Annotated in this window: 30 protein-coding genes; 15 read left to right on the top strand and 15 right to left on the bottom strand. The window is 71.6% G+C overall.

The window, feature by feature from the left end; genetic code table 11:
- The first annotated feature begins 181 nt into the window (after window positions 1–181).
- The 8 genes from pgsA (at window position 182) to yddG (ending at window position 6,268) form a co-directional block, all read left to right on the top strand.
- On the top strand, window positions 182–877 hold the full coding sequence (pgsA, locus tag BLT43_RS16770; RefSeq protein ID WP_090114748.1) for a CDP-diacylglycerol--glycerol-3-phosphate 3-phosphatidyltransferase: 696 nt from the start codon (window positions 182–184) through the stop codon (window positions 875–877).
- Entirely contained in the window at window positions 877–1,122 is a 246-nt protein-coding gene (gene moaD / locus BLT43_RS16765) for a molybdopterin converting factor subunit 1 (protein ID WP_090114807.1), read from the top strand. Before pgsA ends, moaD begins: the two co-directional genes overlap by 1 nt.
- Before the next feature lies 1 nt (window position 1,123).
- Window positions 1,124–1,570, top strand: coding sequence for a molybdenum cofactor biosynthesis protein MoaE (locus BLT43_RS16760; RefSeq protein WP_090114746.1), 447 nt, complete (start codon window positions 1,124–1,126; stop codon window positions 1,568–1,570).
- A 57-nt stretch (window positions 1,571–1,627) separates the two neighbouring features.
- The gene (locus BLT43_RS16755) at window positions 1,628–2,443 is read left to right on the top strand and encodes an EAL domain-containing protein (RefSeq protein WP_090114744.1); all 816 of its coding nucleotides are present in this window, start codon (window positions 1,628–1,630) and stop codon (window positions 2,441–2,443) included.
- A gap of 65 nt (window positions 2,444–2,508) precedes the next feature.
- The gene (locus BLT43_RS16750; protein WP_090114742.1) at window positions 2,509–3,684 is read left to right on the top strand and encodes an acetyl-CoA C-acetyltransferase; all 1,176 of its coding nucleotides are present in this window, start codon (window positions 2,509–2,511) and stop codon (window positions 3,682–3,684) included.
- Window positions 3,684–4,511, top strand: a complete 828-nt coding sequence (locus BLT43_RS16745) for a patatin-like phospholipase family protein (protein ID WP_090114740.1) — start codon at window positions 3,684–3,686, stop codon at window positions 4,509–4,511. Before BLT43_RS16750 ends, BLT43_RS16745 begins: the two co-directional genes overlap by 1 nt.
- 67 nt (window positions 4,512–4,578) lie before the next feature.
- On the top strand, window positions 4,579–5,301 hold the full coding sequence (gene phbB, locus BLT43_RS16740) for a beta-ketoacyl-ACP reductase (RefSeq protein WP_090114738.1): 723 nt from the start codon (window positions 4,579–4,581) through the stop codon (window positions 5,299–5,301).
- A 40-nt stretch (window positions 5,302–5,341) separates the two neighbouring features.
- On the top strand, window positions 5,342–6,268 hold the full coding sequence (gene yddG, locus BLT43_RS16735) for an aromatic amino acid exporter YddG (RefSeq protein WP_090114736.1): 927 nt from the start codon (window positions 5,342–5,344) through the stop codon (window positions 6,266–6,268).
- On the opposite strand, the gene BLT43_RS16730 is transcribed toward yddG, so the two are convergent.
- From BLT43_RS16730 to BLT43_RS16720, 3 genes are all read right to left on the bottom strand, one after another.
- On the bottom strand, window positions 6,255–6,422 hold the full coding sequence (locus BLT43_RS16730; RefSeq protein WP_090114734.1) for a YdcH family protein: 168 nt from the start codon (window positions 6,420–6,422) through the stop codon (window positions 6,255–6,257). The genes yddG and BLT43_RS16730 overlap by 14 nt on opposite strands.
- Before the next feature lie 121 nt (window positions 6,423–6,543).
- Window positions 6,544–7,314 (bottom strand): tRNA1(Val) (adenine(37)-N6)-methyltransferase, encoded by a 771-nt coding sequence (locus BLT43_RS16725; protein WP_090114733.1) that lies wholly within the window; start codon window positions 7,312–7,314, stop codon window positions 6,544–6,546.
- A complete protein-coding gene (locus tag BLT43_RS16720; RefSeq protein WP_090114731.1) occupies window positions 7,292–7,507 on the bottom strand; it encodes a putative signal transducing protein in 216 nt (71 codons plus the stop codon). The genes BLT43_RS16725 and BLT43_RS16720 overlap by 23 nt, the downstream gene beginning before the upstream one ends.
- Window positions 7,508–7,556: 49 nt before the next feature.
- Between BLT43_RS16720 and BLT43_RS16715 the strand changes: the two genes are divergently transcribed.
- Window positions 7,557–8,555, top strand: a complete 999-nt coding sequence (locus tag BLT43_RS16715; protein WP_090114729.1) for a polyprenyl synthetase family protein — start codon at window positions 7,557–7,559, stop codon at window positions 8,553–8,555.
- On the opposite strand, the gene BLT43_RS16710 is transcribed toward BLT43_RS16715, so the two are convergent.
- From BLT43_RS16710 to BLT43_RS16700, 3 genes are all read right to left on the bottom strand, one after another.
- The gene (locus tag BLT43_RS16710; RefSeq protein WP_423222132.1) at window positions 8,548–9,402 is read right to left on the bottom strand and encodes a 4-(cytidine 5'-diphospho)-2-C-methyl-D-erythritol kinase; all 855 of its coding nucleotides are present in this window, start codon (window positions 9,400–9,402) and stop codon (window positions 8,548–8,550) included. The genes BLT43_RS16715 and BLT43_RS16710 overlap by 8 nt on opposite strands.
- A gap of 18 nt (window positions 9,403–9,420) precedes the next feature.
- Window positions 9,421–11,091, bottom strand: coding sequence for a tetratricopeptide repeat protein (locus BLT43_RS16705; RefSeq protein WP_090114805.1), 1,671 nt, complete (start codon window positions 11,089–11,091; stop codon window positions 9,421–9,423).
- A 114-nt stretch (window positions 11,092–11,205) separates the two neighbouring features.
- Window positions 11,206–12,876, bottom strand: a complete 1,671-nt coding sequence (locus BLT43_RS16700; protein WP_090114725.1) for an electron transfer flavoprotein-ubiquinone oxidoreductase — start codon at window positions 12,874–12,876, stop codon at window positions 11,206–11,208.
- A 172-nt stretch (window positions 12,877–13,048) separates the two neighbouring features.
- On the opposite strand from BLT43_RS16700, the gene greA reads away from it, so the two are divergent.
- Together greA and BLT43_RS16690 are read left to right on the top strand one after the other, a co-directional pair.
- Entirely contained in the window at window positions 13,049–13,519 is a 471-nt protein-coding gene (gene greA / locus BLT43_RS16695; RefSeq protein WP_090114723.1) for a transcription elongation factor GreA, read from the top strand.
- A gap of 27 nt (window positions 13,520–13,546) precedes the next feature.
- Window positions 13,547–14,494, top strand: coding sequence for a hypothetical protein (locus tag BLT43_RS16690; RefSeq protein WP_090114722.1), 948 nt, complete (start codon window positions 13,547–13,549; stop codon window positions 14,492–14,494).
- Between the two features lie 3 nt (window positions 14,495–14,497).
- Here BLT43_RS16690 and BLT43_RS16685 read toward each other — a convergent pair whose 3' ends face one another.
- Window positions 14,498–15,079, bottom strand: coding sequence for a GNAT family N-acetyltransferase (locus tag BLT43_RS16685; protein WP_090114720.1), 582 nt, complete (start codon window positions 15,077–15,079; stop codon window positions 14,498–14,500).
- Window positions 15,076–15,699: a molybdenum cofactor guanylyltransferase MobA gene (gene mobA, locus BLT43_RS16680; protein WP_242652327.1), complete on the bottom strand. Its 624-nt coding sequence runs from the start codon at window positions 15,697–15,699 to the stop codon at window positions 15,076–15,078. The genes BLT43_RS16685 and mobA overlap by 4 nt, the downstream gene beginning before the upstream one ends.
- A 51-nt stretch (window positions 15,700–15,750) precedes the next feature.
- On the opposite strand from mobA, the gene BLT43_RS16675 reads away from it, so the two are divergent.
- Together BLT43_RS16675 and BLT43_RS16670 are read left to right on the top strand one after the other, a co-directional pair.
- Entirely contained in the window at window positions 15,751–16,464 is a 714-nt protein-coding gene (locus BLT43_RS16675; RefSeq protein WP_090114801.1) for an AzlC family ABC transporter permease, read from the top strand.
- Entirely contained in the window at window positions 16,461–16,814 is a 354-nt protein-coding gene (locus BLT43_RS16670; RefSeq protein WP_090114718.1) for an AzlD domain-containing protein, read from the top strand. Before BLT43_RS16675 ends, BLT43_RS16670 begins: the two co-directional genes overlap by 4 nt.
- Window positions 16,815–16,816: 2 nt before the next feature.
- Here the strand turns inward: BLT43_RS16670 and BLT43_RS16665 are convergent, their stop codons facing one another.
- The 3 genes from BLT43_RS16665 to BLT43_RS16655 are packed head-to-tail and all read right to left on the bottom strand — an operon-like array spanning window position 16,817 to window position 18,145.
- Window positions 16,817–17,428 (bottom strand): hypothetical protein, encoded by a 612-nt coding sequence (locus BLT43_RS16665; RefSeq protein WP_090114716.1) that lies wholly within the window; start codon window positions 17,426–17,428, stop codon window positions 16,817–16,819.
- A 7-nt stretch (window positions 17,429–17,435) separates the two neighbouring features.
- Window positions 17,436–17,579, bottom strand: coding sequence for an aa3-type cytochrome c oxidase subunit IV (locus BLT43_RS16660; protein WP_090114714.1), 144 nt, complete (start codon window positions 17,577–17,579; stop codon window positions 17,436–17,438).
- Window positions 17,580–17,635: 56 nt separating this feature from the next.
- Window positions 17,636–18,145 (bottom strand): DUF6173 family protein, encoded by a 510-nt coding sequence (locus BLT43_RS16655; protein WP_090114712.1) that lies wholly within the window; start codon window positions 18,143–18,145, stop codon window positions 17,636–17,638.
- Between the two features lie 133 nt (window positions 18,146–18,278).
- On the opposite strand from BLT43_RS16655, the gene BLT43_RS16650 reads away from it, so the two are divergent.
- The gene (locus BLT43_RS16650; RefSeq protein WP_090114710.1) at window positions 18,279–19,241 is read left to right on the top strand and encodes an acetyl-CoA carboxylase carboxyltransferase subunit alpha; all 963 of its coding nucleotides are present in this window, start codon (window positions 18,279–18,281) and stop codon (window positions 19,239–19,241) included.
- Between the two features lie 54 nt (window positions 19,242–19,295).
- Here BLT43_RS16650 and BLT43_RS16645 read toward each other — a convergent pair whose 3' ends face one another.
- From BLT43_RS16645 to BLT43_RS16630, 4 genes are read right to left on the bottom strand one after another with little or no spacing between them, the layout of a single operon-like run.
- Entirely contained in the window at window positions 19,296–19,898 is a 603-nt protein-coding gene (locus tag BLT43_RS16645) for an MSMEG_1061 family FMN-dependent PPOX-type flavoprotein (RefSeq protein ID WP_090114708.1), read from the bottom strand.
- The gene (locus tag BLT43_RS16640; protein WP_090114706.1) at window positions 19,885–20,649 is read right to left on the bottom strand and encodes a lysophospholipid acyltransferase family protein; all 765 of its coding nucleotides are present in this window, start codon (window positions 20,647–20,649) and stop codon (window positions 19,885–19,887) included. The genes BLT43_RS16645 and BLT43_RS16640 overlap by 14 nt, the downstream gene beginning before the upstream one ends.
- Entirely contained in the window at window positions 20,646–21,551 is a 906-nt protein-coding gene (locus BLT43_RS16635) for a cell division protein FtsX (protein WP_090114704.1), read from the bottom strand. The genes BLT43_RS16640 and BLT43_RS16635 overlap by 4 nt, the downstream gene beginning before the upstream one ends.
- Window positions 21,548–22,222 (bottom strand): cell division ATP-binding protein FtsE, encoded by a 675-nt coding sequence (locus BLT43_RS16630; protein ID WP_090114701.1) that lies wholly within the window; start codon window positions 22,220–22,222, stop codon window positions 21,548–21,550. Before BLT43_RS16630 ends, BLT43_RS16635 begins: the two co-directional genes overlap by 4 nt.
- Before the next feature lie 172 nt (window positions 22,223–22,394).
- Between BLT43_RS16630 and BLT43_RS19275 the strand changes: the two genes are divergently transcribed.
- Window positions 22,395–23,708, top strand: coding sequence for a zinc-ribbon domain-containing protein (locus tag BLT43_RS19275; RefSeq protein ID WP_090114699.1), 1,314 nt, complete (start codon window positions 22,395–22,397; stop codon window positions 23,706–23,708).
- Window positions 23,709–23,713: the final 5 nt, after the last annotated feature.

The following is a 23,713-nucleotide window of genomic DNA, read 5'->3' as shown; positions in this document are numbered from 1 at the left end:
GCCGCCCGCCCGCCACGGTCGGACGGCGCAAGGCCACCGGAGACCGCGGGACGGGAAACCCTCCCTCGTACTTCTCTCCCCAAATACTCACGGCGACCGCGCCCCGCCGCGCGACGCCGGGGCCGTCTGCGCGCCCGGCGCCCTATGGTCTCCCCGGGTCATGCGCGCTATCTCTTCGCGCATGACCTGGACCCTGCCCAACATCCTCACCGTGCTGCGACTGCTGGCCGCCCCCGGCGTCGCGGTGATGTTCCTGTTCTTCTTCCGCCCCTGGGCCGACTGGTTCGCGCTGGTGCTGTTCGTCGGCGCCGCCGTGACCGATTTCGTCGACGGCTACCTCGCCCGCGCCTGGAAGCAGGAATCGAAGTTCGGCGCGATGCTCGACCCGATCGCCGACAAGGCGATGGTGATTATCGCGCTTCTGGTCATCACCGGCTTTTCGGGCATGAACCCGTGGATCCTGCTGCCCGCGACGCTGATCCTGTTCCGCGAGGTCTTCGTCTCGGGCCTGCGCGAGTTCCTCGGCGCGACGGCCGGGCTTCTCAAGGTCACCAAGCTCGCCAAGTGGAAGACCACGGCGCAGATGGTCGCCATCGCCGTGCTGTTCTCGACCGGCGCCTTCGAGCACTACTACGTCATGGAAAGCTTCGGCATGGACGAGGCGGTGGTGAACTCGATCTTCGCGGGCGAGACGCCGGACGAGCTGGGGCTCGTCTGGAAGTACTGGGGCATGATCATCAGCTGGTGGACCGGCATCGTGCTGCTGTGGATCGCGGCGCTGCTGACGCTGCTGACCGGCTGGGACTATTTCTCGAAGGCGCTGCCCTATCTGCGCGACAAGCCGCGCCCGGCCTCCGAGGAAGGCGGCCGGCCGTGATCGAGGTGGTCTACTTCGCCTGGGTGCGCGAGCGCATCGGTGTGCCGCGCGAGAGCGTCGAGACCGAGGCCGCCACCGTGGCCGATCTGGTCGAGGAGCTGCGCGGGCGCGAGAAGCGCTACGCCGCCGCCTTCGCCGATGTCTCGGCGCTCAGGGTGGCGCTCGACCAGGAGCTGTCGGAGTTCGACGCGGCCCTGGAGGGCGTGCGCGAGGTCGCCTTCTTCCCGCCGATGACCGGGGGCTGAGATGCGCGTGCGGGTGCAGGAGGCGCCGTTCGACGCGGGCGCCGAGCTTGACGCCTTCACCCATGGCCGGCGCGAGGTCGGGGCCGTGGTCAGCTTCACCGGCATCGTGCGCGACACGAAGGGCGGGCTGATCCGGATGGAGATCGAGCACTACCCGGGCATGACCGAAAAGGCGATCGCCGGCATCGCCGAGCAGGCCATGGTGCGATGGGATCTGGCCGATCTTCTGGTGATACACCGCCACGGGCCGCTGCCGGTCGGCCAGCCGATCATGATGGTGGCGACGGCGGCGGCGCATCGCCGCGCCGCCTTCGAGGCGGCGGACTACCTGATGGACTACCTCAAGTCGCGCGCCCCCTTCTGGAAGAAGGAGGTGACGGAAGCCGACGAGGCCTGGGTCGAGGCCACGCCCGAGGACGAGGACGCGCTGTCGCGCTGGCAGCGTTAAGGCTGCGTTCACCGGCGGGGTGGCAGTCTGGCGCCGCGCAACCGCTGGACCGCCGCCATGACATTCGCCGAAGCCGAGGCACCGCCGGACCCGCTGAGCCACGTCATGGCGCTGCGCGACGCCGAGATCCCCGAACTGGTGCGCACCGCGCTCGAACAGGGGCGGGCGCGGCTGGCCTTCCAGCCGGTGGTCGCGGCGGGGCCGGGGCATCGCATCGCCTTCCACGAGGGGTTGATCCGGCTGCTGGACGACCGCGACCGCACCTTGCCCGCCCGGCACTTCCTGCCGGGCATCGAGCCGACGCCGCTTGGCCGCGACATTGACCGCGCCGCCCTGCATCTCGGCTTCGCGGCACTGCGGGCCGAGCCGCGGCTCAGGCTGTCGGTCAACATGTCGGCCCGCTCGATCGGCGATGCGGAATGGCGCGCGACGCTGGCCCACGGTCTCGCGCGCAGCCCCGGCATCGGCGGGCGGCTGATCTTCGAGGTTTCGGAAAACTCGGCCATGCTGCTGCCCGAGCTTCTGGTCCGATTCATGCAGGAGATGCAGCCCCTGGGCGTATGCTTCGCGCTCGACGATTTCGGCGGCGGGCTGATCTCGTTCCGGCACCTGCGCGGTTTCCTGTTCGACCTCGTGAAGATAGATGGCGGCTATGCGCGCGGCATCGACGGCTCGGCCGACAACCAGGTGCTGTGCGAGGCGCTGATCACCGTGGCACGACAGTTCGGCATGTATGCCGTGGCCGAGGGGGTGGAGCGGCCCGAGGAGGCGGCGCTGCTGACCCGGCTCGGCGCCGACTGCCTGCAGGGCTATCTCTACGGCCGGCCCGTTCCCGCGCCCGAATGGCGTTGCCCTGACCGGAGAGGCTGCTAGGCTCTCGGCGATCCGGGGCAGAAGGGCCGTCGCCCACGCGCGCCCCGACTGCCAGGGAGAGTTCCATGACCAACGTCGTTATCGCCTCCGCCGCCCGCACCGCCGTGGGCAGCTTCGGCGGCGCCTTCGCCACCACCCCCGCGCACCAGCTCGGCGCGGCCGTGCTCGAGGAGGTCGTGTCTCGCGCCGGCGTCGACAAGAGCGAGGTGAGCGAGACGATCCTCGGCCAGGTGCTGACCGCCGCGCAGGGCCAGAACCCGGCCCGCCAGGCGCATATCCTCGCCGGTCTGCCTCAGGAATCGGCGGCCTGGGGCCTCAACCAGGTCTGCGGCTCGGGCCTGCGCGCCGTGGCGCTCGCCGCCCAGCACATCCAGCTCGGCGACGCCTCGATCGTCTGCGCCGGCGGGCAGGAGAGCATGTCGATGGCGCCGCACGCCCAGACCATCCGCCAGGGCCAGAAGATGGGCGACATGAAGCTCGTCGACACGATGATCAAGGACGGCCTCTGGGACGCCTTCAACGACTACCACATGGGCACCACCGCCGAGAACGTGGCCGCCCGCCACCAGATCACCCGCGAGATGCAGGACGAGTTCGCGGTCAAGAGCCAGAACAAGGCCGAGGCCGCGCAGAAGGACGGCCGCTTCCAGAACGAGATCGTCCCCTTCACCGTGAAGACTCGCAAGGGCGACATCGTCACCGATGCCGACGAGTACATCCGCCACGGCGCCACCATCGACGCGATGGCCAAGCTGCGCCCGGCCTTCGCCAAGGACGGCACGGTGACCGCCGCCAACGCCTCGGGCCTCAATGACGGCGCCGCCGCGACGCTGCTGATGAGCCTCGAGGAGGCCGAGCGCCGCGGCATCAAGCCGCTCGCCCGGATCGCCGCCTACGCCACCGCCGGCCTCGACCCGGCCTATATGGGCGAGGGGCCGATCTACGCCTCGAAGAAGGCGCTCGACAAGGCCGGCTGGTCGGTCGACGACCTCGACCTGATCGAGGCCAACGAGGCCTTCGCCGCGCAGGCGCTCGCGGTGAACAAGGAGATGGGCTGGGACCCCGAGAAGGTGAACGTCAACGGCGGCGCCATCGCCATCGGCCACCCGATCGGCGCGTCGGGCTGCCGCGTGCTCGTCACCCTGCTGCACGAGATGCAGCGCCGCGACGCCAAGAAGGGCCTCGCCACGCTCTGCATCGGCGGCGGCATGGGCGTCGCCCTCTGCGTCGAGCGCGGCTGATGGACTGGACCGCCCCCCGGCAGCTTGTCTTCTCGGGGGGCGGTCTGCGCTGCTTCTGGCAGGGCGGCTTCATGGAGGTGCTCGGCCGGCACGCGAAGATCGCGCCCGAGCGCATCACCGGCGTCTCGGGCGGCGCGCTCTCGGCCGCCTGCCACGTGGCGGGGCGCGAGCGCAAACTGCTCGACGCCATGTGCGAGGCCTTCGAGGAGCAGCACAGCAATCTGTGGGACCCCGACGGCGAGGGGATCAGCCCGCACCAGCGCATCTACTGCAAGGTCGTGGACAAGGTGCTCGATGCCGAGGCCGCGCGAATCGTCGCCGACGGCCCGCCGCTGCAGATCCTGATCGCGCATCCGCCCGCACCCGACTGGCCCAAGGGCAGCGGCGTGGCCGCGACGCTGGCCTACGAGGCGGAACTGCACCTCGTGGGCTCCCCGCATTTCTCCTGGGCCGAGCGCTTCGGCCTCGAACACAGCCTGGTCGACGCCCGCGCGGCTGCGCGCGAAGGCCGGCTGGTCGATCTCGTCTGCGCCGCGGCCGTGATCCCGCCGATCTTCGAGCCGCCCGACTGGGACGGCCGGCCGGTGGTCGATGGCGGCATGGCCGACCAGGCGCCGATGCCCGAACCCGACGAGGGCGAGACGCTGGTGCTGCTGACCCGCCGCTACAAGCGGCTGCCCGAGGTCGAGGGGCGGCGCTACGTGATGCCGTCGGACGAGACGCCGGCCGACAAGATCGACTTCACCGACCCCGAGAAGCTGCGCCGCACCTGGGACCAGGGCACGCGCGACGGCGCCGCCTTCTGCGAGGAAGTCGGCCTTGCCTGACCCCGCGTGATGCGTGAGGGTCGGACTGTTACGGTTTCGACCCATCGCGACACAAGGAGATCACGACATGGGCAGGACGGCACTGGTGACCGGCGGCAGCCGGGGGATCGGGGCGGCGATTTCGAAGGCGCTGAAGGCACAAGGCTACACGGTCGTGGCGACCTATGCCGGCAATGACGAGAAGGCCCGCGCCTTCACCGACGAGACCGGCATCGCCACCTACAAGTGGGACGTCTCGGATTACGAGGCCTGCAAGGCCGGCATCGAGAAGGTCGAGGCCGAGCACGGCCCCGTGGAAGTGCTGGTCAACAATGCCGGCATCACCCGCGACGCGCCGTTCCACAAGATGAGCCCCGACCAGTGGCGCGAGGTGATCGACACCAACCTCACCGGTCTGTTCAACATGACCCATTGCGTCTGGCCCGGCCTGCGCGAGCGCAAGTTCGGCCGCGTCATCAACATCTCGTCGATCAACGGCCAGAAGGGCCAGTTCGGCCAGGCCAACTACGCCGCCGCCAAGGCCGGCGACATCGGCTTCACCAAGGCGCTGGCGCAGGAAGGCGCGCGCAACGGCATCACCGTGAACGCGATCTGCCCGGGCTACATCGCCACCGAGATGGTCATGGCCGTGCCCGAGAAGGTGCGCGAGAGCATCGTCGCGCAGATCCCGGTCGGGCGTCTGGGCGAGGCCGAGGAGATCGCGCGCTGCGTGGTGTTCCTCGCCTCCGACGACGCGGGCTTCGTCACCGGCTCGACGCTCTCGGCCAATGGCGGCCAGTACCTCGCCTGAGGCTTGACCGGGGCGCGCGCGGCGGCGCAGAACTCGGTCCATGACCGAGACCGCAGCCCCCCGCGCGCCCCGCCTGCTCACCCCGCTCGCCGCGACCGGGGTGGGCTTCGCGGCCGTGCTGCTCTGGGCGCTCTTGGCGCTGTTCACCGTGGGCAGCGCGCCGGTGCCGGTGCTGCAGCTCAACGCGGTGAGCTTCGGCCTCGCCGCCCTCGTGGGCCTCGTCTGGAGCGCCATGGCGGGGGATCTGCGCGCGGTCTGGCCCGGCTGGCGCATCGCCGCCTTCGGCACGATCGGGCTTATGGGCTACCACGCGCTCTATTTCGGCGCGCTCCGCCTCGCGCCCCCGGCCGAGGCCGGCCTCATCGCCTATCTCTGGCCGCTCCTGATCGTGCTGTTCTCGGGGCTCCTGCCCGGCGAGACGCTGCGCGCGGGCCACGTGATCGGCGGGCTGGTGGCCTTCGCGGGCGCGGCGCTGATCGTCGGCGCGCGCATTCGCGGCGGCTTCGAGGCGGCGGCACTGCCGGGCTACGCGCTGGCCTTCCTCGCGGCGATCACATGGGCGTCCTATTCGGTGCTGTCGCGCCGGCTGGGGCAGGCGCCGACCGCCGGTGTGACGAGCTACTGCCTCGGCACGGCGCTGCTGTCGCTGCCCGCGCATCTGGCCTTCGAGCAGACCGTCTGGCCGGCCACGACGCTGGGCTGGGCGTCGATGATCGGCCTCGGCCTCGGCCCGGTGGGGCTGGCCTTCTTCGTCTGGGATGTGGGGGTGAAGCGCGGCGACATCCAACTGCTCGGCGTCGCCTCCTACGCGGCGCCGCTGCTGTCCACGCTGGTTTTGGTTCTGGCGGGGGCGGCCACCGCCTCATGGACGCTGGCCGCCGCGGCCGGGCTGATCACCCTGGGCGCGGCGCTGGCCTCGCGGGCCGGGGCGCGCGCCAGGGCGACCGCCGTCTCTAATGCGCGCTGAGGCGCGTGATCTCTTCCTTCAGCATGAGCTTGCGCTTCTTCATCTGAGCGATTTCCGCATCGCTCGAGGAGGGCGAACGCTGCTCCATTTCGACCTGGTCGGACAGGGCTTTGTGCTTGCGGCGCAGTTCCTCCAGATGGTTGGTCAGGCTCATGATGCGTCTCCATTGTCTGGTTGCGACTGGACCAGTCGAGCACGGTTTTACAGTCCTGTCACGTCCCGGCTACGCAGGATTAAACATAAAGAAAGCCTTGCGGCGAAATCTTGCGAAGCGCTCAGCTCGCGATACGCAACTTTCCCCCGTATCGCAGAATTTTCATCGCCTCGGGGGTGAAATCCTCGGCGTCGGACAGGTGCTGGCGGCCCTCGTGCATCACCAGCGGTGAAGCGAGTCGGAAGGCGCCGCGCCCGCTTTGCCGCGCGCTGACGATGACCCGCTCGGCGATGCGGCCGGCGCGCGACACCACCGGCTGCACCGCGATTCCGCCCATCCGGCCGTGCAGCGCGGCGATGATCTCGGGCAGCCGTTCGGCCCGCTGGATCAGCGTCAGGCGGCCCAGCGGCGCCACCCGCCGCGCCATGGCGTCGATCCAGTCGGGCAGGGGCATGCCGTCGGCGAAGGCGGTCTCCTTGGCCGCGACCGGGCCGGGGCGCGAATGGGCACGGTCGAAATAGGGCGGGTTGGAGATCACGTGGTCGAAGCGGCGCGCCTTCAGCGTCGCGGGCAGGGCGCGCAGGTCGGCGGCATGGATCTCGGCCTCTAGCCCGTTCTCGGCGGCGTTGCGGCGGGCCAGATCAGCGTAGCCGGGTTGCAGTTCGACCCCGGCCAGCGCCAGCCCCGGCACCCGCGCCCCGAGGCACAGAAGCGCCGCGCCGGCGCCGCATCCGATGTCGAGCACGCTCTGGCCGGGTTCGGCTTCGACGGCGGCGGCCAGAAGCACCGGGTCGGTGCCCGCGCGGTAGCCGCGCCGCGGCTGGCGCAGCCAGACCCGCCCGCCGAGAAAGGCGTCGCGGGTCAGCGCCTCATCGGCCCAGGTCGATGTCATTGTCCCGCATCACCCGCTCGGCGCGGGTCAGGTCGTCGGAGCGCACCATCAGGCGGCGCGGCAATATGCCGATCGAGCCTTCGAGGATGCTCGTGTTTACGTCCCATTCGAAGCAGTCTATACCCTCGCCGTCCAGAAGGGCGCTGGCGAAGGCGATCACCGTCGGATCGTTGGTGCGCAGAAGCTCTTTCATCCGCAACCTGCTAGGGTGTTCCGGCGCCCTTGTCGAGAAGACCGCCGCCATGGATCTCGCCACCGTTCCCGCCAAGCCGCATGACCGTCTCGCGAGCGCCCTCTCGGGGGACATGGCCGCCGTCAACGCCATGATCCGCGAGCGCATGGCCTCGGAGCACGCGCCGCGCATCCCCGAGGTGACGGCGCATCTGGTCGAGGCGGGCGGCAAGCGGCTGCGCCCGATGCTGACGCTCGCGGCGGCGCGGCTGTGCGGCTATGGCGGCCCGTATCACGTGCACCTCGCCGCCACGGTGGAGTTCATCCACACTGCGACGCTGCTACATGACGACGTGGTCGACGACAGCAAGCAGCGCCGCGGCCGGCCGACGGCGAACCTGCTGTGGGACAACACCTCCTCGGTGCTGGTGGGCGACTACCTCTTCGCGCGCTCGTTCCAGCTGATGGTCGAGACCGGCTCGCTCAGGGTGCTCGACATCCTCGCCAACGCCTCGGCCACCATCGCCGAGGGCGAGGTGCTGCAGCTCACCGCGGCGCGCAACCTCGCCACCACCGAGGACACCTACCTGCGGGTGGTGCGCGGCAAGACCGCGGCGCTGTTCTCGGCCGCGACCGAGGTGGGCGGCATCATCGCCGGCGCGCCAGAGGCGCAAGTGCGGGCGCTGCACGCCTATGGCGATGCGCTCGGCATCGCCTTCCAGATCGTCGACGATCTTCTGGACTACGGCGGCACCGAGGCGATCGGCAAGTCGCGCGGCGACGATTTCCGGGAAGGCAAGCTGACGCTGCCGGTGATCCGGGCGCTGGCCCGCGCCGACGCCGACGAGCGCGCCTTCTGGGCCCGCGCCATCGGCAAGGGCCGGGTCGAAGACGGTGATCTGGAGCGGGCGCAGGCGATCCTCGCCCGGCACGGCGCGCTCGAAAGCACCCGTCAGAGCGCGCTCGACTGGGCCGCGACGGCGCGGCGCAGCCTCGGGGCGCTGCCCGACCACGCGCTGCGCGACATGCTGTCGGACCTCGCCGACTACGTGGTCGAGCGGATCAGCTGAGCAGCGGCGCCGGCGCCACCCACCAGCCCATTTCCGAAAGCTGTATCGCGCGCGCGACCTGACGCGCGCGCCCCATGTCGCGGGTCAGGCCCACGCAGGTCGCGCCCGAGCCCGACATCAGCGCCAGGTCGACGCCGGGCATCCGCCTGAGCCGCGCCAGCGCGCGGCCGATCTCGGGCGTGATCGCCTCGGCCGGGTCCTGCAGGTCGTTGCGCTGCGCCTTCAGCCAGCCGAGGAAGCCCGCGTAGTCGAGCCCCGCGGGCAGGTCGTCCATCGGGCCGTTCTCCGAACGCTCGAGCTTGCCGAAGACCTCCGCGGTCGGCACCTCGACGCCCGGATTGACCAGCACCAGCCCGCAGGCGGGCAGGGCAGGGGCGGGGTCGAGCACCTCGCCGATGCCGGTCATCCGCATCGGGGTCGGCGCGGAGAGGCAGACCGGCACGTCGGCGCCCAGCTCCAGCACCTCGGGGGCGTCGGGTGCCAGCGGCTCCACGCCCCAGAATTCCGAAAGCAGCCTGATGGTCGCCGCGGCATCCGACGAGCCGCTGCCGATCCCGGCGGCATGGGGCAGGGTCTTGGTCAGCTTCAGCCGGGCGCCCTGCGTCACGTCGCGCGCCTGACGCAGCGCATAGGCCGCGCGCAGCACCGAGTTTCGCTCGTCGAGCGGCACGCCGGCCGAGAACGGGCCCTCGACCTCGAGTGCCAGGTCGTTCGCGGGCAGGGCGGTGAGCTGGTCGCCCACGCCCGCGAAGACCACGAGGCTGTCGAGCAGATGGTAGCCACCGGCGCGGCGGCCGGTGACATGCAGGGCGAGATTCACCTTCGCGGGGGCGAGCCCCTTCTCCAGACCGTCCGGACGCATGGATCAGTTGGTGCCCGCGACCCGCCGCAGCGACGTGCGGCCCTCGGCTTCGAGCACGGCGTCGAGACCCTTCTCCAGCTTGGCGCGGATCCGCTGCGCCTGGCCGGCATCGGGGTCGAAGGACAGCGCGCGCTGCCACTGGAACCGCGCCTCGGTCAGCCGGCCCACCGCCCAGTAGCCATCGCCCAGATGGTCGTTGACGGTCGGGTCGACCGGCTCGAGCTCGGCCGCGCGTTCGAGATTGGCGACCGCCTCGTCGAACCGGCCCAGCTTGAACTGCGCCCAGCCGAGGCTGTCGACGATCGCGCCGTTCATCGGCTGCGACTCGACCGCGCGCTCGATCATCCCGAGCGCTTCCTCGAGCTTCTCGCCGCGCTCGACCAGCGAGTAGCCGAGGTAGTTCAGCACCTGGCTCTGGTCGGGCGAGATCGCCAGCGCGGCGCGGAAGTCGGTCTCGGCGCCGGACCAGTCGCCCATCCGGTTGCGGGCGATGCCGCGCACGTAGTGCAGCCACCACGACGCATCGCTGCCGGCCAGGTCGATGGCGCGGCCATAGGCCTGTTCGGCGGCCGCCATGTCGCCGGCGGCGCGGCGCAGATCGCCCAGCGTCACCTGCACCGCCGAGAGGCCGGGATGGGCGCCGGCGAGCTGTTCGAGCACCTCGAGCGCGCGGCCGGTCTCGCCCGAGCGGCGCAGCACGTCGGCGCGGCCCAGCTCGGCCATCGGGTAGGAGGGGTCCTGCGAGGGCACCATCGCGTAGACCTCGTGGGCGAGGTCGTGCCGGTTGAGCGCATCGAGCATCTCGGCGGTCAGCAACAGCGCCTCGACCCGGTCCGGGTCGAGCGACAGGGCGGTGCGCGCATAGAGCAGCACGTAGGATTCGGGCGCCTCGGACAGCAGGGCGCCGGCGACCGAGAGATAGACCTCGGCCAGGCCCTCACGGGCGTCGGCCACGACGTCCCAGGGCAGGGTCTCGCCGGCGGCAAGCCGGTCGCGCAGCGCGTCGAGCCCGGTCTCGGCGCCGCCGCCGAGCATCTCGAGCCGCTCGAGCGCGGCGTCGGGGCGATCGAGCTGACTGAGCACCTGGGCATGGGCCAGAACGAGGTTGCGGCCGATCGGGCCGCCGGCCTCGAAGGCCTCGACGAAGACCGCGTCGGCGGCCTCGAAATCGCCCACGGAGGCCAGCGCCAGCGCCTTGTGGCACAGGCCGAAGCCGCGCAGGCCGCGCGTCCCGATTACCTCGTCGAAGGCGGTGAGGGCGCGGTCCATCCGGCCCTGGCCGACCAGGGCCCAGGCCTGCGCCAGCCCGTCGACCAGCGGGCCGATCTCGAGACCGGCCTCGTACATCTCGAGAACCGCGTCCCAGTCGCCCTGCCGCGCCGCTTCCTGCTGAATCACCATCCGCGCGACCTGGCTGTCGACGTCCAGTTCGCGCATCCGCTCGGCTAGCGGCAGCGCGTCCTCGAAATCGCCGATCGACAGCAGCGCCGTGACCGCGTTCTCCAGGAGCATCGGGTTGCGGGGGTCGTTGCCGATCGCCGTGCGGAACCAGTCCGCGGCGGCGGCGTAATCGTGGTTCATCGCCGCGGTGCGGGCGGCGAGGTAAGGGCCTGCGTGGGTCTGTGCGGTGGCTGGCATTGCGGCCAGCCCCGCCACCACGGCAAGCGCACGCATGCGTCGGATCACCATCGCTTCTCTCCGCCGTTACCGGTCTCGTTGTGGTAACAGGCTAGAGAGTGAAGCGACGTCGCGCAACTTGGGTTCCCCGCGACAAGCGGATTCCCGCGATCACATGTTCGGGTAGTTCGGCCCGTCGCCGCCCTGCGGCACCGTCCAGACGATGTTCTGCGAAGGGTCCTTGATGTCGCAGGTCTTGCAGTGGACGCAGTTCTGGAAGTTGATCACAAATTCGGGACCGCCCTCCTTCTCGACCACCTCGTAGACCCCGGCCGGGCAGTAGCGCTGCGCCGGCTCGGCATAGACCGGCAGGTTGCGCGCGATCGGGATGCTCGGATCCTTGAGCTTGAGATGGCAGGGCTGGCTTTCCTCGTGGTTGGTACCCGAGAAGCTGACATTGGTCAGGCGGTCGAAGCTCAGCACGCCGTCCGGCTTGGGATAGGCGATCTCCTGGTGCTTCTCTGCCGGCTCGGTCGCCTCGGCGTCGGACTTGCCGTGACCCAGCGTGCCCATCACCGAGAAGCCCAGCGTGTTGGTCCACATGTCGAACCCGCCCAGCACCATCGAGGCGGTCAGCCCGTAGCGCGACCAGAGCGGCTTGACGTTGCGCACGCGCTTGAGATCCTTGCCGATCTCGCCGCCGCGCACCGTGCCGTCATAGGCCTCGAGCACGTCGCCGTGGCGGCCCTTGGCGAGCGCGGCATGGGCGGCCTCGGCCGCGGCGATGCCCGACAGCATGGCGTTGTGGTTGCCCTTGATGCGCGGGACGTTGACCATGCCGGCCGCGCAGCCCAGGAGCGTGCCGCCCGGGAAGGCGGTCTTCGGGAGCGACTGCCAGCCGCCCTCGGTGATCGCGCGGGCGCCGTAGGCCACGCGCTTGCCGCCCTTCAGAAGCTCGGCCACCACCGGGTGGTGCTTGAAGCGCTGGAACTCCTGGTAGGGGCGGAGATAGGGGTTGGCGTAGCCCAGGTGCACGACGAAGCCGACATAGACCTGGTTGTTGTCGAGGTGGTAGATGAACGACCCGCCGCCGGCGTTCTTGCCGAGCGGCCAGCCCATGGTGTGCACGACGCGGCCCTCGTGGTGCTTGGCCGGGTCGATCTCCCAGATCTCCTTCATGCCGAGGCCGTATTTCTGCGGCTCGGCCCCCTTGTCGAGCTCGAAGCGCTCGATCACCTGCTTGGACAGCGAGCCGCGCACGCCCTCGCCGAGGAAGACGTACTTGCCCAGAAGCTCCATGCCCGGCTCGTAGCCCGGGCCGGGGGTACCGTCGGCGTTCTTGCCGAACTCGCCCGCGACCACGCCCGCGACCTCGCCGCCCTTGCCCCAGACGATCTCCGAGCAGGCCATGCCGGGGAAGATCTCGACGCCCAGCTCCTCGGCCTTCTCGGCCATCCAGCGGCAGACATTGCCCATCGAGACGATGTAGTTGCCGTGGTTGTTCATCAGCGGCGGCATGATGGCGTTGGGCAGGCGGACCGAGCCGGCCTCGCCCAGCATCAGGAACTGGTCTTCCTTGACCGGCACGGTGATCGGCGCGCCCATCTCGCGCCAGTCGGGCAGCAGCTTGTCGAGGCCCACCGGGTCGAGCACCGCGCCCGACAGGATATGCGCGCCGACCTCGGAGCCCTTCTCGAGCACCACCACCGACATCTCGGGGTCGAGCTGCTTGCAGCGGATCGCCGCCGACAGGCCGGCGGGGCCGGCGCCGACGATGACGACGTCGTACTCCATCGACTCGCGCTCGGGGGCGGTCTGGGTCTGGCTGGCGGTGTCGGTCATGTCTCGTCCCTGCTGGCTCTCCTGCTCCGGGGACGGGGGTATCGCATGTGCCGGGCGCTTACAATTGCGACCCGGCGCCACGCTGTTCCCCCGGTCTTGACTTCGGCCCCGGCGGCACGGTTAGAACGTCCGGTATTTCACGGCCCCGGACCGGGGGGAAAGGCTCGAGAAGATGGAAAAGATCCCGCTGACCCGCGCCGGTTTCGCGAAGATCGACGCGGAGCTGAAGCACCTCAAATCGGTGGAGCGCCCCGAGATCATCGCGGCGATCTCCGAGGCGCGCGCGCATGGCGACCTGTCGGAGAACGCCGAGTACCATTCGGCCAAGGAGAAGCAGAGCTTCATCGAGGGCCGGATCAAGGAGCTCGAGGGCGTGATCGGCCTCGCCGACGTGATCGACCCGTCGAAGCTGTCGGGCAGCATCAAGTTCGGCGCCACGGTCAAGCTGGTCGACGAGGACACCGACGAGGAGAAGACCTACCAGATCGTCGGCGAGTACGAGGCCGACATCGAGAACGGCCGTCTCAACATCAAGTCGCCGCTGGCGCGCGCGCTGATCGGCAAGGACGAGGGCGACAGCGTCGAGGTGCGCACCCCGGGCGGCGAGAAGTCCTACGAGATCCTGAGCGTCACCTATAGCTGAGACCGCGCCGGCGGTCGCGGAGGCGTCATGAGCGACAGCCCGCACAAACCGGCGCCCGGCGCCCCCTGGGAGCGCATGGGGCGCGCCGAGCGCATCGCCGCGGGGCTCAGCCTGGGCTGGGTGGCGGTCGCCGGGACGGCGATGCTGCTCGGCGGGCAGGCCGTGGTCGGGCCCGTGCTGGTGCTGGTGGTGCCTGTGGCGCTGGCCTGGAGTGGTGTCTTCGCGGCGCATTCCTCGCGCGCCGCACGCGAGGATTCGCACCGGCTCAGGGTCGAGATCGAGGCGCTGCAGCGCGCGCTCAGGACGCAGTCGAAGAATGGCGGCCTGCCGCCCGATCTCGACCGGCGCCTGACCCAGATCGAGCGCAGCACGCGCCGCACCGAGACCGCTCTGGCCGAGCTCGGCGTGACGCCGCCCGAGGGCGCGGCCGACGACGTCGCCGAGCCCGCGCCCGAGAGCGAGGCCGACATGGTGCCCGAGATGCCCGAGCCGGCGCCGCAGCCGCAACTCAGCCGGACCGAGATGGCGCGGGCGCTGAACTTCCCCGACAACGACCAGGACCGCGAGGGCTTCGAGGCGCTGCGCGCGGCGCTGCGCGACCCGCAGGGCCGGCAGCTGGTGCAGTCCAGCCAGGACGTGCTGACCCTGCTCAGCCAGGACGGCATCTACATGGACGACCTGTCGCCCGAGCCGGCCCCGGCCGGGGCCTGGCGCCGGCTCGCGGCGGGCGGGCGCGGCGCCGAAGTGGCGCCGCTGGCCGGCCTCGACCCCGAGGCGCAGCCGGCCCGGGTGGCCGCGCGGCTCGGCTCGGACACCATCTTCCGCGACACGGTGCACCACTTCCTGCGGCTCTTCGACCGGATGCTCGAGGAGTATTGCGACGGCGCCGAGGATACGGAGATCGACCTGCTCTCCGAGACCCGCTCGGGCCGGGCCTTCCGGCTGCTGGGGCAGGCGGCCGGCACCTTCGACTGAGCCTCAGCCGATGCGGCGCACCATGGTGGTCGCGGCGCGAAAACCGAACACGGCGCGCAGCGGCCCGCTGCGCTGCCGGGCCACGGCGCGGAAGCCGCGCCGCTCGTAGAGCGCGCGGGCGCGCGGGTTCTCGTCGATCACGTCGAGCCGCACCTCGCGGTAGCCGCGCGCCCGCGCCTCCTGCGCGATCGCCTCGAGCAGCCGGCTGCCGACGCCGCAGCCGCGCGCGGCTGCGTGGACGAAGAGCCCGTCCATCAGGAAGCGCTCGTTGTCGACGTCGCGCTCGAGCAGCGCCAGCAGCGCGACCCGCCACAGCGCGCCCACCGGCCCGTAGCTGCGCGACATCGCCGCGAGATCGCCGCCCACCAGCGCACCCTGCCGGGTCTTGAAGCCGGCCACGCCCAGCAGCCGGCCGTCGGCGGCGCGGGCGCACAGCGCATGGCGCGGGTCGAGCGCGTCGCGCAGGAAAGCCAGCGCCCGCCGCCGCGGCCCCAGCACGCGGCCCAGCTTCGGGCCGAAGGCCTCCCAGTACATCTCGGCCACCTCGGCGCGCTCGGCATCGCCGAACCCATGTTCTATCTTCACGTCCAGGCCTCGGCGGCGGCCAGATCCGCTGGCGTGTTGATATTGGCGAAGGGCTCCGGCGTCCCGGCGGGAAACCGCGCCAACGCCGCGCCCTGCGCCTGCGCCCAGTCGCCGATCCGCCGCGTGCCATCGGCGAGCGCCGCGCGCAGCGGATCGCGCAGCCGCACCGGCCAGAGGCCGCAGACCGGGTGCACCCGGCCATCGCTTTCGGCCAGCGCCAGCCCGTCCGCCGATTCCGAGGCGAGGATCAGCCGCGGCACCAGGTCGCCCGGCAGCCAGGGCGTGTCGGCCGGCACGGTCAGCACCCAGGGCGCGCCGGTCTCGGCCGCCCAGTCGAGCGCGGCGAGCACGCCGGCGAGCGGACCGGGATGGCCGGGCAGGGGGTCGGGCCGCACCGGCAGACCGAAGCCGGCGAAGCGCGCCGCCGCGCCGTTGGCGTTGAGCGCGAGCCGCGGCACCTGCGGCGCCACCCGCGCGATCACATGCGCCAGCAGCGGCCGGCCGCCCAGCGGCAGCAGCCCCTTGTCGCCGCCGCCCATGCGGCGCGACAGACCGCCGGCGAGAATCATTCCCGGCGGTGCCTCGATCGGCTGGCCCATCGTCTCTCCCGCGCTTGCCATTGCCCGGCCTCCCAGATAGCCCTGTGCGGAATACAGGACCAGAGCATGTATATGACCGCCGCCCTCCGCCGCGCCCCGTCCGCATTCCGGCTTGGCCTGAAGGACGGCGCGCCCTTCATCCTCGTCATCATACCCTTCGCCACGCTGTTCGGCGTGGTGTCGCGCGAGGCCGGGCTCGACGCCTTCGAGGCGCTGGCCTTCTCGGTGGCGGTGATCGCCGGGGCGGCGCAGTTCACCGCCCTGCAGCTGCTGAACGAACAGGCGCCGCTCCTGATCGTGTTGGCCACGGCGCTGGCGGTGAACCTGCGCATGGCGATGTACTCGGCCTCACTGACGCCGCATCTGGGCGCGGCGCCGGTCTGGAAGCGGGCGCTGGTGGCGTATTTCCTGGTCGACCAAGTCTATGCCTGTTCGGCGGTGCGCTTCGAGGAGAACCCGCACTGGCGGCTCGACCAGAAGCTCGCCTATTTCTTCGGCGCGGTGCTGCCGGTCTGCCCGCTGTGGTACGTCTTCACCGTGGTCGGCGCGCTGGTCGGCGCGGCGATCCCGGGCTGGATGGCGCTCGATTTCGCGGTGCCGATCACCTTCCTCGCGCTGATCGCGCCGATGCTGCGCACGCTGGCGCATCTGGCCGCGGCGCTGACCTCGATCGTTCTGGCGCTGGCGCTGGCCTTCCTGCCCTACAATCTCGGCCTGCTGCTGGCCGCCGTCGCGGCGATGATGGTCGGGGCCAGGGTCGAGCTGATGATGCGGAGCGAGGCATGACCCCCGACATCGACATCGACACCGCCACGATCTGGACCGTGATCCTCGTGCTCGGGGCGGGCAGCTTCGTGCTGCGCTTTTCCTTCCTCGGCATGATCGGCGCCAAGCCGCTACCCGAATGGGTGCTGCGCCACCTGCGCTACACCGCGGTGGCGGTGCTGCCGGGGCTCGTGGCGCCGGCCGTGCTCTGGCCCGCCGCCACCGGCGGCGAACCCGATCTCGCGCGCGGGCTGGCCGCGCTCGCGGTGATCGTGGTCGGGCTCGTCACGCGCAACGTGCTGGCCGCGATGGCGGCCGGGGCGGGGGTGCTCTACGCGGTGATCGGCGCGACCGCGGCACTGGCGCTCTGAGATCAGCCCTCGAGCTGGCGCGCCACCGAGCGCGTCGCGTCGCGCAGGCTGCTGCTGTCGTTCTCGTTGAACTCGCGGGTGCTCACGCCGGGCAGTTCGCCGAAGCGGTCCGACAGCTCGTCGGGAAACCAGGTCGTGCCGACCCGCTCGAAGCCCGGCAGCGCCGAGATCAGCCGCGAGGCGGCGCGGGTGCACTGCACCTTCGGCACCGGCCCGGCCGTCTTGGCCAGCCGGAACGCCTGCTCGGCGGTGGCGGCGGGCACCTCCTTGCGCTGCACGACGGTCGTGAAGGAGACGCGCGAATGGTAGGAGATGTAGGAGGCCTCGACCTCGGGCGTGATGCCGTAGAGCAGGTCGTTGCGCTCGGGGATCGAGGCATGGCCGTAGCTGCCGGCCGGGTCGAACATCACCCGCTGGCTGGCATTGATCATCAGCCCGGTATGCGCACCGTTGCCCGATCCGAGGTTCTTCACCGTGATCAGGGTGAGCGCCGGCGGCCCGTCATGCCGGTAGGCCACGCGCGCCAGCGCGTCGTCGGGCGCCCAGACCGGCTCGCCCGCGCCGCAGCCCGCCAGCGCCAGCGGCGCGGCGGCAAGGAAGAGCCGACGATGCATGGGGCGATCAGGCGTTGACCAGCGCCAGCAGGATCAGCGCGACGATGATCGCGATGGTGCCCCGGACGGTGAGCTTCATGAACCCGTCGAAGGTCTTTTCCTGCTCGGTGATGTCCATGGTGCCGTGCTCGTGCTTGTGATCGTCGGCCATGTCGGGCTCCTGCGTCTGCGTGTCGCTGGGCGGGTTAGCCCAATTCGGTGACGCTGTCACGATGTCTCGCCTGCGGCATCGGGCCCGCGTTGCGCGGCGGCGTCGTCCTCCTCCTCCGTCTCCTCCAGCTCGCGCGCGAGCCGGAAGCCGATCCGCTCGGCCGGTTCCTCGGGCCGCTGCCGGGGCAGGGCGCGCAGGATCACCGACAACTGCGTGACGTGCTGGATCAGCTGCGTCTTCGCGCCCGAGGGGTCGGTGCCGTAGAAGGTCACGATGTCGGGGTCGAAATAGCCCATCCCCTCGATCCGGAGCACGCCGGAATGGCCGCCGGTCATCGCCATGGCGACCTCCTGGTCGGCGTCGAGCGCCTGCTCGAAGCGCTGGATGTAGAGGATCAGCCGCTCATAGGCCCAGCGGGCCGGGGTCTTGGCATCGGCCGGGCGGCGCAGCGCCGGCGGCAGCACGGCGTCGGCCGGGCGGTCTTCGCCGGCATGGACCTCGCGCAGCCGCGGCAGCGCCTCGGCCTCGAGCGCCTCGGCGGCGGTGGCGATCACGTGGTCGGGCATGGCGGGGGTCCTTCTCGCGCTCCGGTCTTCCCGACACTGGCCCGCCCGCCCTGCGCGTCAAGTCGGCCACGAGTTGCATGGCCCCGCCGGAGGCGGCATATACGGGCGGCAGCGCAACCGAAGGGCCCGTCGCATGACCATCTACCTCGAATTCGAGAAGCCGCTCGCCGAGATCGAGGGCCAGGCCGCGGAATTGCGGGCCCTGGCGCAGCGCAGCCCGGAGATGGATGTCGAGAAGGAGGCCGCCGCGCTCGACCGCAAGAGCCACGAGATGCTGGTCCAGCTCTACGCCAACCTGACGCCCTGGCGGAAATGCCAGGTGGCGCGCCACCCCGAGCGGCCGCATTGCAAGGACTACATCGAGCGGCTCTTCACCGAGTACACGCCGCTGGCCGGCGACCGCAACTTCGCCGACGACCACGCGGTGATGGGCGGGCTCGCGCGCTTCAACGGCCGCCCCGTCATGGTGATCGGCCACGAGAAGGGCCATGACACCAAGAGCCGGATCGAGCGCAATTTCGGCATGGCGCGGCCCGAGGGCTATCGCAAGGCGATCCGGCTGATGGACATGGCCGACCGCTTCGGCCTGCCGGTGGTGACGCTGGTCGACACGCCCGGCGCCTATCCCGGCAAGGGCGCCGAGGAGCGCGGCCAGTCCGAGGCGATCGCGCGCTCGACCGAGAAATGCCTGCAGGTCAAGGTGCCGCTGGTGTCGGTGATCATCGGCGAGGGCGGCTCGGGCGGCGCGGTGGCCTTCGCCACCGCCAACCGCGTGGCGATGCTCGAGCACTCGATCTACTCGGTGATCTCGCCCGAGGGCTGCGCCTCGATCCTGTGGAAGGACGCCGAGAAGATGCGCGAGGCGGCCGAGGCGCTGCGGCTGACGGCGCAGAACCTCAAGGAGCTGGGCGTCTGCGACCGCATCGTCGCCGAGCCGCTGGGCGGCGCGCATCGCGACCGCACCGCCGCGATCGACGCGGTCGGCCGCGAGATCGCGGCGATGCTGGACGAGATGAAGGATCTCGACGGGCAGGGCCTGCGCGCCGACCGGCGCAAGAAGTATCTCGACCTCGGCTCGAAGGGCCTCGCCGCCTGAGGCGGCCGGCGCCCCTGCGGGGGCGCCTCTACCCGCTCGTGCCCCGTCCGGGTCTCACCACATCGATTCGCGCGCCCGCTTGGGCCATGCGGCGTCGTAGGCCGCGGCGTCGATGTCGTCGCGCCCCTCGGCCAGCAGCTCGCCGACGCTGGGCAGCCCCGCCGCCTCGTCTTCGCCGCGCCACAGCCGCGCGCGCAGGATCGCGCGGGCGCATTGCACGTAGACCTCCTCCACCGCGACCACGATGACGCTGCGCGGCTGCCGCCCGTCGCGCTCGAACCGGGCGAGGTGGCCCGGCTCGACGCTGATCACGGCGCGGCCGTTGACGCGCACCACGTTGTGCGAGCCCGGCACAATGAACATCAGGCTGACCCGGCCGTCGCGGACGATGTTGCGTAGCGAATCGAGCCGGTTGTTGCCGCGCCAGTCGGGCAGCAGCAGCGTCCGGTCGTCCGGCATCGCCACCACCGGGCCGTCATCGCCGCGCGGGCTGGCATCGGTGCCCTCAGGCCCGGTCGTGGCCAGCACGCAGAAGCGCGCCGCCGCGATCCAGTCGCGGTAGAGCGGGGTCAGGCGGTCGCGGATCTTGTCGCGCGCGGCGGGCGAGGCGGCGCCGTAGAGCGCCTCGAGCGCGGCGATGTCGTCAATGGTCCTCAACCGGGCCTCCGAGCGCGATCGGGAAGCCCGCCTCGGCCATCAGCCGGTCCGAGCGCGATTCCACCATGTCCTCGAGCCGGCTCATGAACTCGGCCGGCGGCAGGCCGGGCGGGATCTCGGGCAGGAACTCGACGATGGCGGTGCCGGGGCGGCGCAGCACGCCGCGCTTGGGCCAGAACACGCCGACATTGCAGGCGACCGGCACGCAGGGCTGGCCCAGCTCGCGGTAGAGCGCGGCGGTGCCGACCTTGTAGGGCGCGGCCACGCCCGGCGCGACGCGGGTGCCCTGCGGGTAGATGATCAGCTGGCCGGGGTCGGCGTTGCCGGCGCGCACGTCCTCGGTCATCTGCCGGATCGCCGCGCCGCGCTTGCCGCGATCGACCGGCACGCAGCCGATCCGGAGCGCGATCTGGCCGAGGATCGGCGCGTAGACCAGCTCCTTCTTCATGATGAACTTGCCGCGCGGCACCGCGCCGTAGATCAGGATGATGTCGAGGAAGCTCTGGTGCTTGGCGGCGATCATCACCTCTCGCGTGGGCGGCGTGCCGCGCACCTCGGTCCTGAGCCCCAGCATGACGCGGGCCAGCCAGCGCACGATCCGGCACCAGCGATGCGCGGCCGCCACCGCGCCGTCGCGATGCGCCAGCGTCCAGGGCAGGTAGGCCAGCGCGACGGGGATCATCGCGGCGTAGATCAGGATGCTGAAGGCAAGGCTCCTGAGCCAGCGCCAGGCATAGGCGGGTCCGGTCATGACTGTCGCTCCAATGTGCGTCGCGCCGCCGCGCGGGTGGCGGTGAAGGCCACCGCGGCGGCCAGTGGCGGGATCGGCAGCAGCCAGAGCCATTGCCCGCCCGCCAGCCCGAAGCCGCCCAGAAAGCCCGCATCCGCCGCGCCGCCCGGCAGGACGAGCAGGATCGCCGCGCCGAGCGTGGTGCCGGAGGCCGCGCCCCACAGCGCGCGCAGCGTGAAGCGGCGCACGAAGGCGCGCGCGATATAGGCGTCGCGGGCGCCGATCAGCCGCAGCACGCGGATGACCTGGGCATTGGCCGACAGCGCCGATTGCGCGGCCAGCGTGATCATCGCCGCCATCGCCCCGCCGATCAGCGCCATCGCCAGCCAGCCCAGCAGCCGCAGCCGCGCGGCCGCCGCCACCAGCGGCTCGCGCCAGCGGGTGTGGTCGTCGAGCACGGCGCCCGGCACCTCGGCCTGAAGCCGTGCCCTGAGCCCGGTGGCATCGTAGCCCGGCCGGTCCTCGACGATCTCGATCAGCTGCGGGATCGGCAGCTGCTCGAGCGGCAGGTCGGGCCCGAACCACGGCGTCAGCAGCGCCTGCGTCTCCTCGGCGTCGAGCGCGCGCGCCTCGGCGATGCCCGGCGTGGTGGCGAGCAGCTCGAGCGCGGCGCGGCGCTGCGCCGCCATCTGCTCGGGCGGGGCCGAGATCCGCAGGGTCGCGGTGCGCGCCAGCTCCTCCGACCAGCGTTCGGCCAGCCGGCCGGTCGAGAGCGAGAAGGCCAGCGCGAAGACCGCCAGCAGCGCCATCGCCGCGGCGGTGAAGATGGTCAGCCGGGCGGTGAAGCCGGTCGGCGGCACGGTGCGGTCGGCCTGCACGTCGCCCGCCAGCAGGTCGAGGATCTGCGCCAGCAGCCGGCTCACAGCTCGGCCCCGGCCATCATGAGCTGCCGTCCCTTGAGCCGCAGCGTACGCGCCGCGACCTGCGCCTTGGCGGCGCGGATCAGGTTGAGGTCGTGGGTGGCGATCAGCACCGCCTTGCCCATGCGGTTGAGTTCAACCAGCAGCGCCAGCAGCCGCTGCGACATCTCCCAGTCGATGTTGCCGGTGGGCTCGTCGGCGATGATCACGTCGGGCGACATGATCACGGCGCGGGCCAGCGCGGCGCGCTGGCGTTCGCCGCCAGACAGCTCGGGCGGCCGCCGCCCGGCCTGCCGGTTCAGCCCGACCCAGGCCATCAGGTCGGGCAGGTAGGCCTCGGCCTCGGCGCGCCGGCCGGCGACCGAAAGCGGCAGCGCCACGTTTTCGGCGACGGAAAGATGGTCGAGGAACTGGCAGTCCTGGTGCACCACGCCGATCCGGCGGCGGGTCAGCGCCAGCCCGTCGCGCGCCATGCCGCGCGTGGTCTCGCCGAACAGCGCGACCTCCCCGGCGGTCGGCACGAGGTCGCCGTAGCACAGCTTGAGAAGGGTGGTCTTGCCGGCGCCGGAGGGGCCGGTCAGGAAGTGGAAGGATCCCGGCGCGAGCACCAGCGAGAGGCCGGAAAACAATTCCCCGCCGCCATAGCTGTAGGCCACGTCGCGTAGCTCGATCACCCGCCTCTCCCTGCTCTGGCCCCCTTCTGCCGGAAGCGGGACGGCGTTGCAATTGCAGCGCTGCATCAGCCGGGCCCGGCGAGGGCGGGCTTTCTTGGCGGCAGGGCGGCGCGGCGCTAGGGTTGGGCCGGATGAAGGCCGCCCCGATGGGGCGGGCAAAGGGACGCGACGCATGCGCTTGATCTGCCCGAATTGCGGGGCCCAGTACGAGGTGGACGAGGAGGCGGTGCCCGAGGAGGGCCGCGAGGTGCAGTGCTCGGATTGCGGCCTGACCTGGCTGGCCCGGCGCGAGGCGCCCGGCGCGCCGGCCGACGACCCGGCGCCCGAGGGGCCCGAGGGCGCGGCCCCCGCCCCGGACGAGGTCGAGGCCGAGGACGAGGATGAAGACGAGGCGGCTGCCGCGCCGCCGCCGATGCCGCGCCGTCGCACCATCACCCCCGAGATCGAGGAGATCCTGCGCGCCGAGGCCGAGCGGGAGGAGGCCCAACGACGCGCCGAGGCCGGCCTGCGCCGCCGCGATGCGCCGGACCGGGACGAGGCCGAGGAGACGGCGCCGGACGAGCGCCACGATCCGCCCCCGCCCGATGCCGAAGCGGCGGCAGAGCCCGAGGCCGACGACACCCGCACGCTCAAGCCCGATGACAACGATCCGCGGGCTGCCCCGTCAGGCGCGCCCTCGGTCGAGGAAACGGCCGAGGAGACGGTCGAGACGCGGCCCGCGCCGGAGCACGCGGCGGAGCCCGACGCCCCGGAAGCGTCGATCTTCGGGGAGGATGATTTGAGCGGGGAGGAGGCGGAGAACGCCGCGCTCGCCCGCGCGCTGCGCTCCGAGCCGGAGGCCGAGCCGCTGCCGGCAGCTCCGCTGCCGCCGGAACGTGAACGGGAACGGGAGCGGGAACCTGAATTGGAGACCGACGCGGCGCGGGGCTTCGGCGCCGAGGCCCCGGCCGAACCCGAGGAGGAGGCATGGGCCGCGCCGCCGTCGGAGCGCGTGACGGAGGCCGATGCCGTGACGGCCGAGCCGCCGCAGGACGAGCTGCCGCCCGACGAGATCGCGGAGATCGAGCGCCACGAGGCGCCGGAGGCGATGGCGGCCCGGGACGAGGTCGAGGCCCCGGAGGAGGACGCCGCGCGGGCGCGGGCCCGCGCCGCCGCCGCCTCGACCGGGGCGGTGTCGCGCCGCGACCTGCTGCCCGACATCGAGGAGATCAACTCCACGCTGCGCGGCACCGCGCTCAAGAGCGGCGGCGTGCTGCGGCCGGTGCAGGACGACGGCGACGGCAGCCGGGCCCGCGGGTTCCGGCTCGGTTTCGCGGCGGCGATGCTGCTCGCCACGGTTCTGGCGCTGGTCTATGCCCATGCCGGCCGGCTGGCCGAGATGATGCCGGTCCTGGCCGAGCCGCTCGCCGCCTATGCGGACTGGGTGGATACCGGGCGGGTGTGGCTCGACGACCGGCTGCAGGCGCTGCTGCTGCGCATCTCCTGAGCCGC

Source organism: Limimaricola pyoseonensis, assembly GCF_900102015.1.
GTDB classification, from domain to species: Bacteria; Pseudomonadota; Alphaproteobacteria; order Rhodobacterales; family Rhodobacteraceae; genus Limimaricola; species Limimaricola pyoseonensis.
The sequence above is the reverse complement of the archived record's forward strand: the minus strand, read 5'-3'. Positions and strand labels throughout refer to the sequence as shown.

Excerpts from the sequence above, each read along its gene's own strand:
- pgsA (WP_090114748.1), top strand. The coding sequence starts at position 182 with ATGACCTGGACCCTGCCCAACATCCTCACCGTGCTGCGACTGCTGGCC.
- BLT43_RS16760 (WP_090114746.1), top strand. The coding sequence starts at position 1,124 with ATGCGCGTGCGGGTGCAGGAGGCGCCGTTCGACGCGGGCGCCGAGCTT.
- BLT43_RS16755 (WP_090114744.1), top strand. The coding sequence starts at position 1,628 with ATGACATTCGCCGAAGCCGAGGCACCGCCGGACCCGCTGAGCCACGTC.
- BLT43_RS16750 (WP_090114742.1), top strand. The coding sequence starts at position 2,509 with ATGACCAACGTCGTTATCGCCTCCGCCGCCCGCACCGCCGTGGGCAGC.
- BLT43_RS16745 (WP_090114740.1), top strand. The coding sequence starts at position 3,684 with ATGGACTGGACCGCCCCCCGGCAGCTTGTCTTCTCGGGGGGCGGTCTG.
- phbB (WP_090114738.1), top strand. The coding sequence starts at position 4,579 with ATGGGCAGGACGGCACTGGTGACCGGCGGCAGCCGGGGGATCGGGGCG.
- yddG (WP_090114736.1), top strand. The coding sequence starts at position 5,342 with ATGACCGAGACCGCAGCCCCCCGCGCGCCCCGCCTGCTCACCCCGCTC.
- BLT43_RS16730 (WP_090114734.1), bottom strand. The coding sequence starts at position 6,422 with ATGAGCCTGACCAACCATCTGGAGGAACTGCGCCGCAAGCACAAAGCC.
- BLT43_RS16725 (WP_090114733.1), bottom strand. The coding sequence starts at position 7,314 with ATGACATCGACCTGGGCCGATGAGGCGCTGACCCGCGACGCCTTTCTC.
- BLT43_RS16720 (WP_090114731.1), bottom strand. The coding sequence starts at position 7,507 with ATGAAAGAGCTTCTGCGCACCAACGATCCGACGGTGATCGCCTTCGCC.
- BLT43_RS16715 (WP_090114729.1), top strand. The coding sequence starts at position 7,557 with ATGGATCTCGCCACCGTTCCCGCCAAGCCGCATGACCGTCTCGCGAGC.
- BLT43_RS16705 (WP_090114805.1), bottom strand. The coding sequence starts at position 11,091 with ATGCGTGCGCTTGCCGTGGTGGCGGGGCTGGCCGCAATGCCAGCCACC.
- BLT43_RS16700 (WP_090114725.1), bottom strand. The coding sequence starts at position 12,876 with ATGACCGACACCGCCAGCCAGACCCAGACCGCCCCCGAGCGCGAGTCG.
- greA (WP_090114723.1), top strand. The coding sequence starts at position 13,049 with ATGGAAAAGATCCCGCTGACCCGCGCCGGTTTCGCGAAGATCGACGCG.
- BLT43_RS16690 (WP_090114722.1), top strand. The coding sequence starts at position 13,547 with ATGAGCGACAGCCCGCACAAACCGGCGCCCGGCGCCCCCTGGGAGCGC.
- mobA (WP_242652327.1), bottom strand. The coding sequence starts at position 15,699 with ATGGCAAGCGCGGGAGAGACGATGGGCCAGCCGATCGAGGCACCGCCG.
- BLT43_RS16675 (WP_090114801.1), top strand. The coding sequence starts at position 15,751 with ATGACCGCCGCCCTCCGCCGCGCCCCGTCCGCATTCCGGCTTGGCCTG.
- BLT43_RS16670 (WP_090114718.1), top strand. The coding sequence starts at position 16,461 with ATGACCCCCGACATCGACATCGACACCGCCACGATCTGGACCGTGATC.
- BLT43_RS16665 (WP_090114716.1), bottom strand. The coding sequence starts at position 17,428 with ATGCATCGTCGGCTCTTCCTTGCCGCCGCGCCGCTGGCGCTGGCGGGC.
- BLT43_RS16660 (WP_090114714.1), bottom strand. The coding sequence starts at position 17,579 with ATGGCCGACGATCACAAGCACGAGCACGGCACCATGGACATCACCGAG.
- BLT43_RS16655 (WP_090114712.1), bottom strand. The coding sequence starts at position 18,145 with ATGCCCGACCACGTGATCGCCACCGCCGCCGAGGCGCTCGAGGCCGAG.
- BLT43_RS16650 (WP_090114710.1), top strand. The coding sequence starts at position 18,279 with ATGACCATCTACCTCGAATTCGAGAAGCCGCTCGCCGAGATCGAGGGC.
- BLT43_RS16640 (WP_090114706.1), bottom strand. The coding sequence starts at position 20,649 with ATGACCGGACCCGCCTATGCCTGGCGCTGGCTCAGGAGCCTTGCCTTC.
- BLT43_RS19275 (WP_090114699.1), top strand. The coding sequence starts at position 22,395 with ATGCGCTTGATCTGCCCGAATTGCGGGGCCCAGTACGAGGTGGACGAG.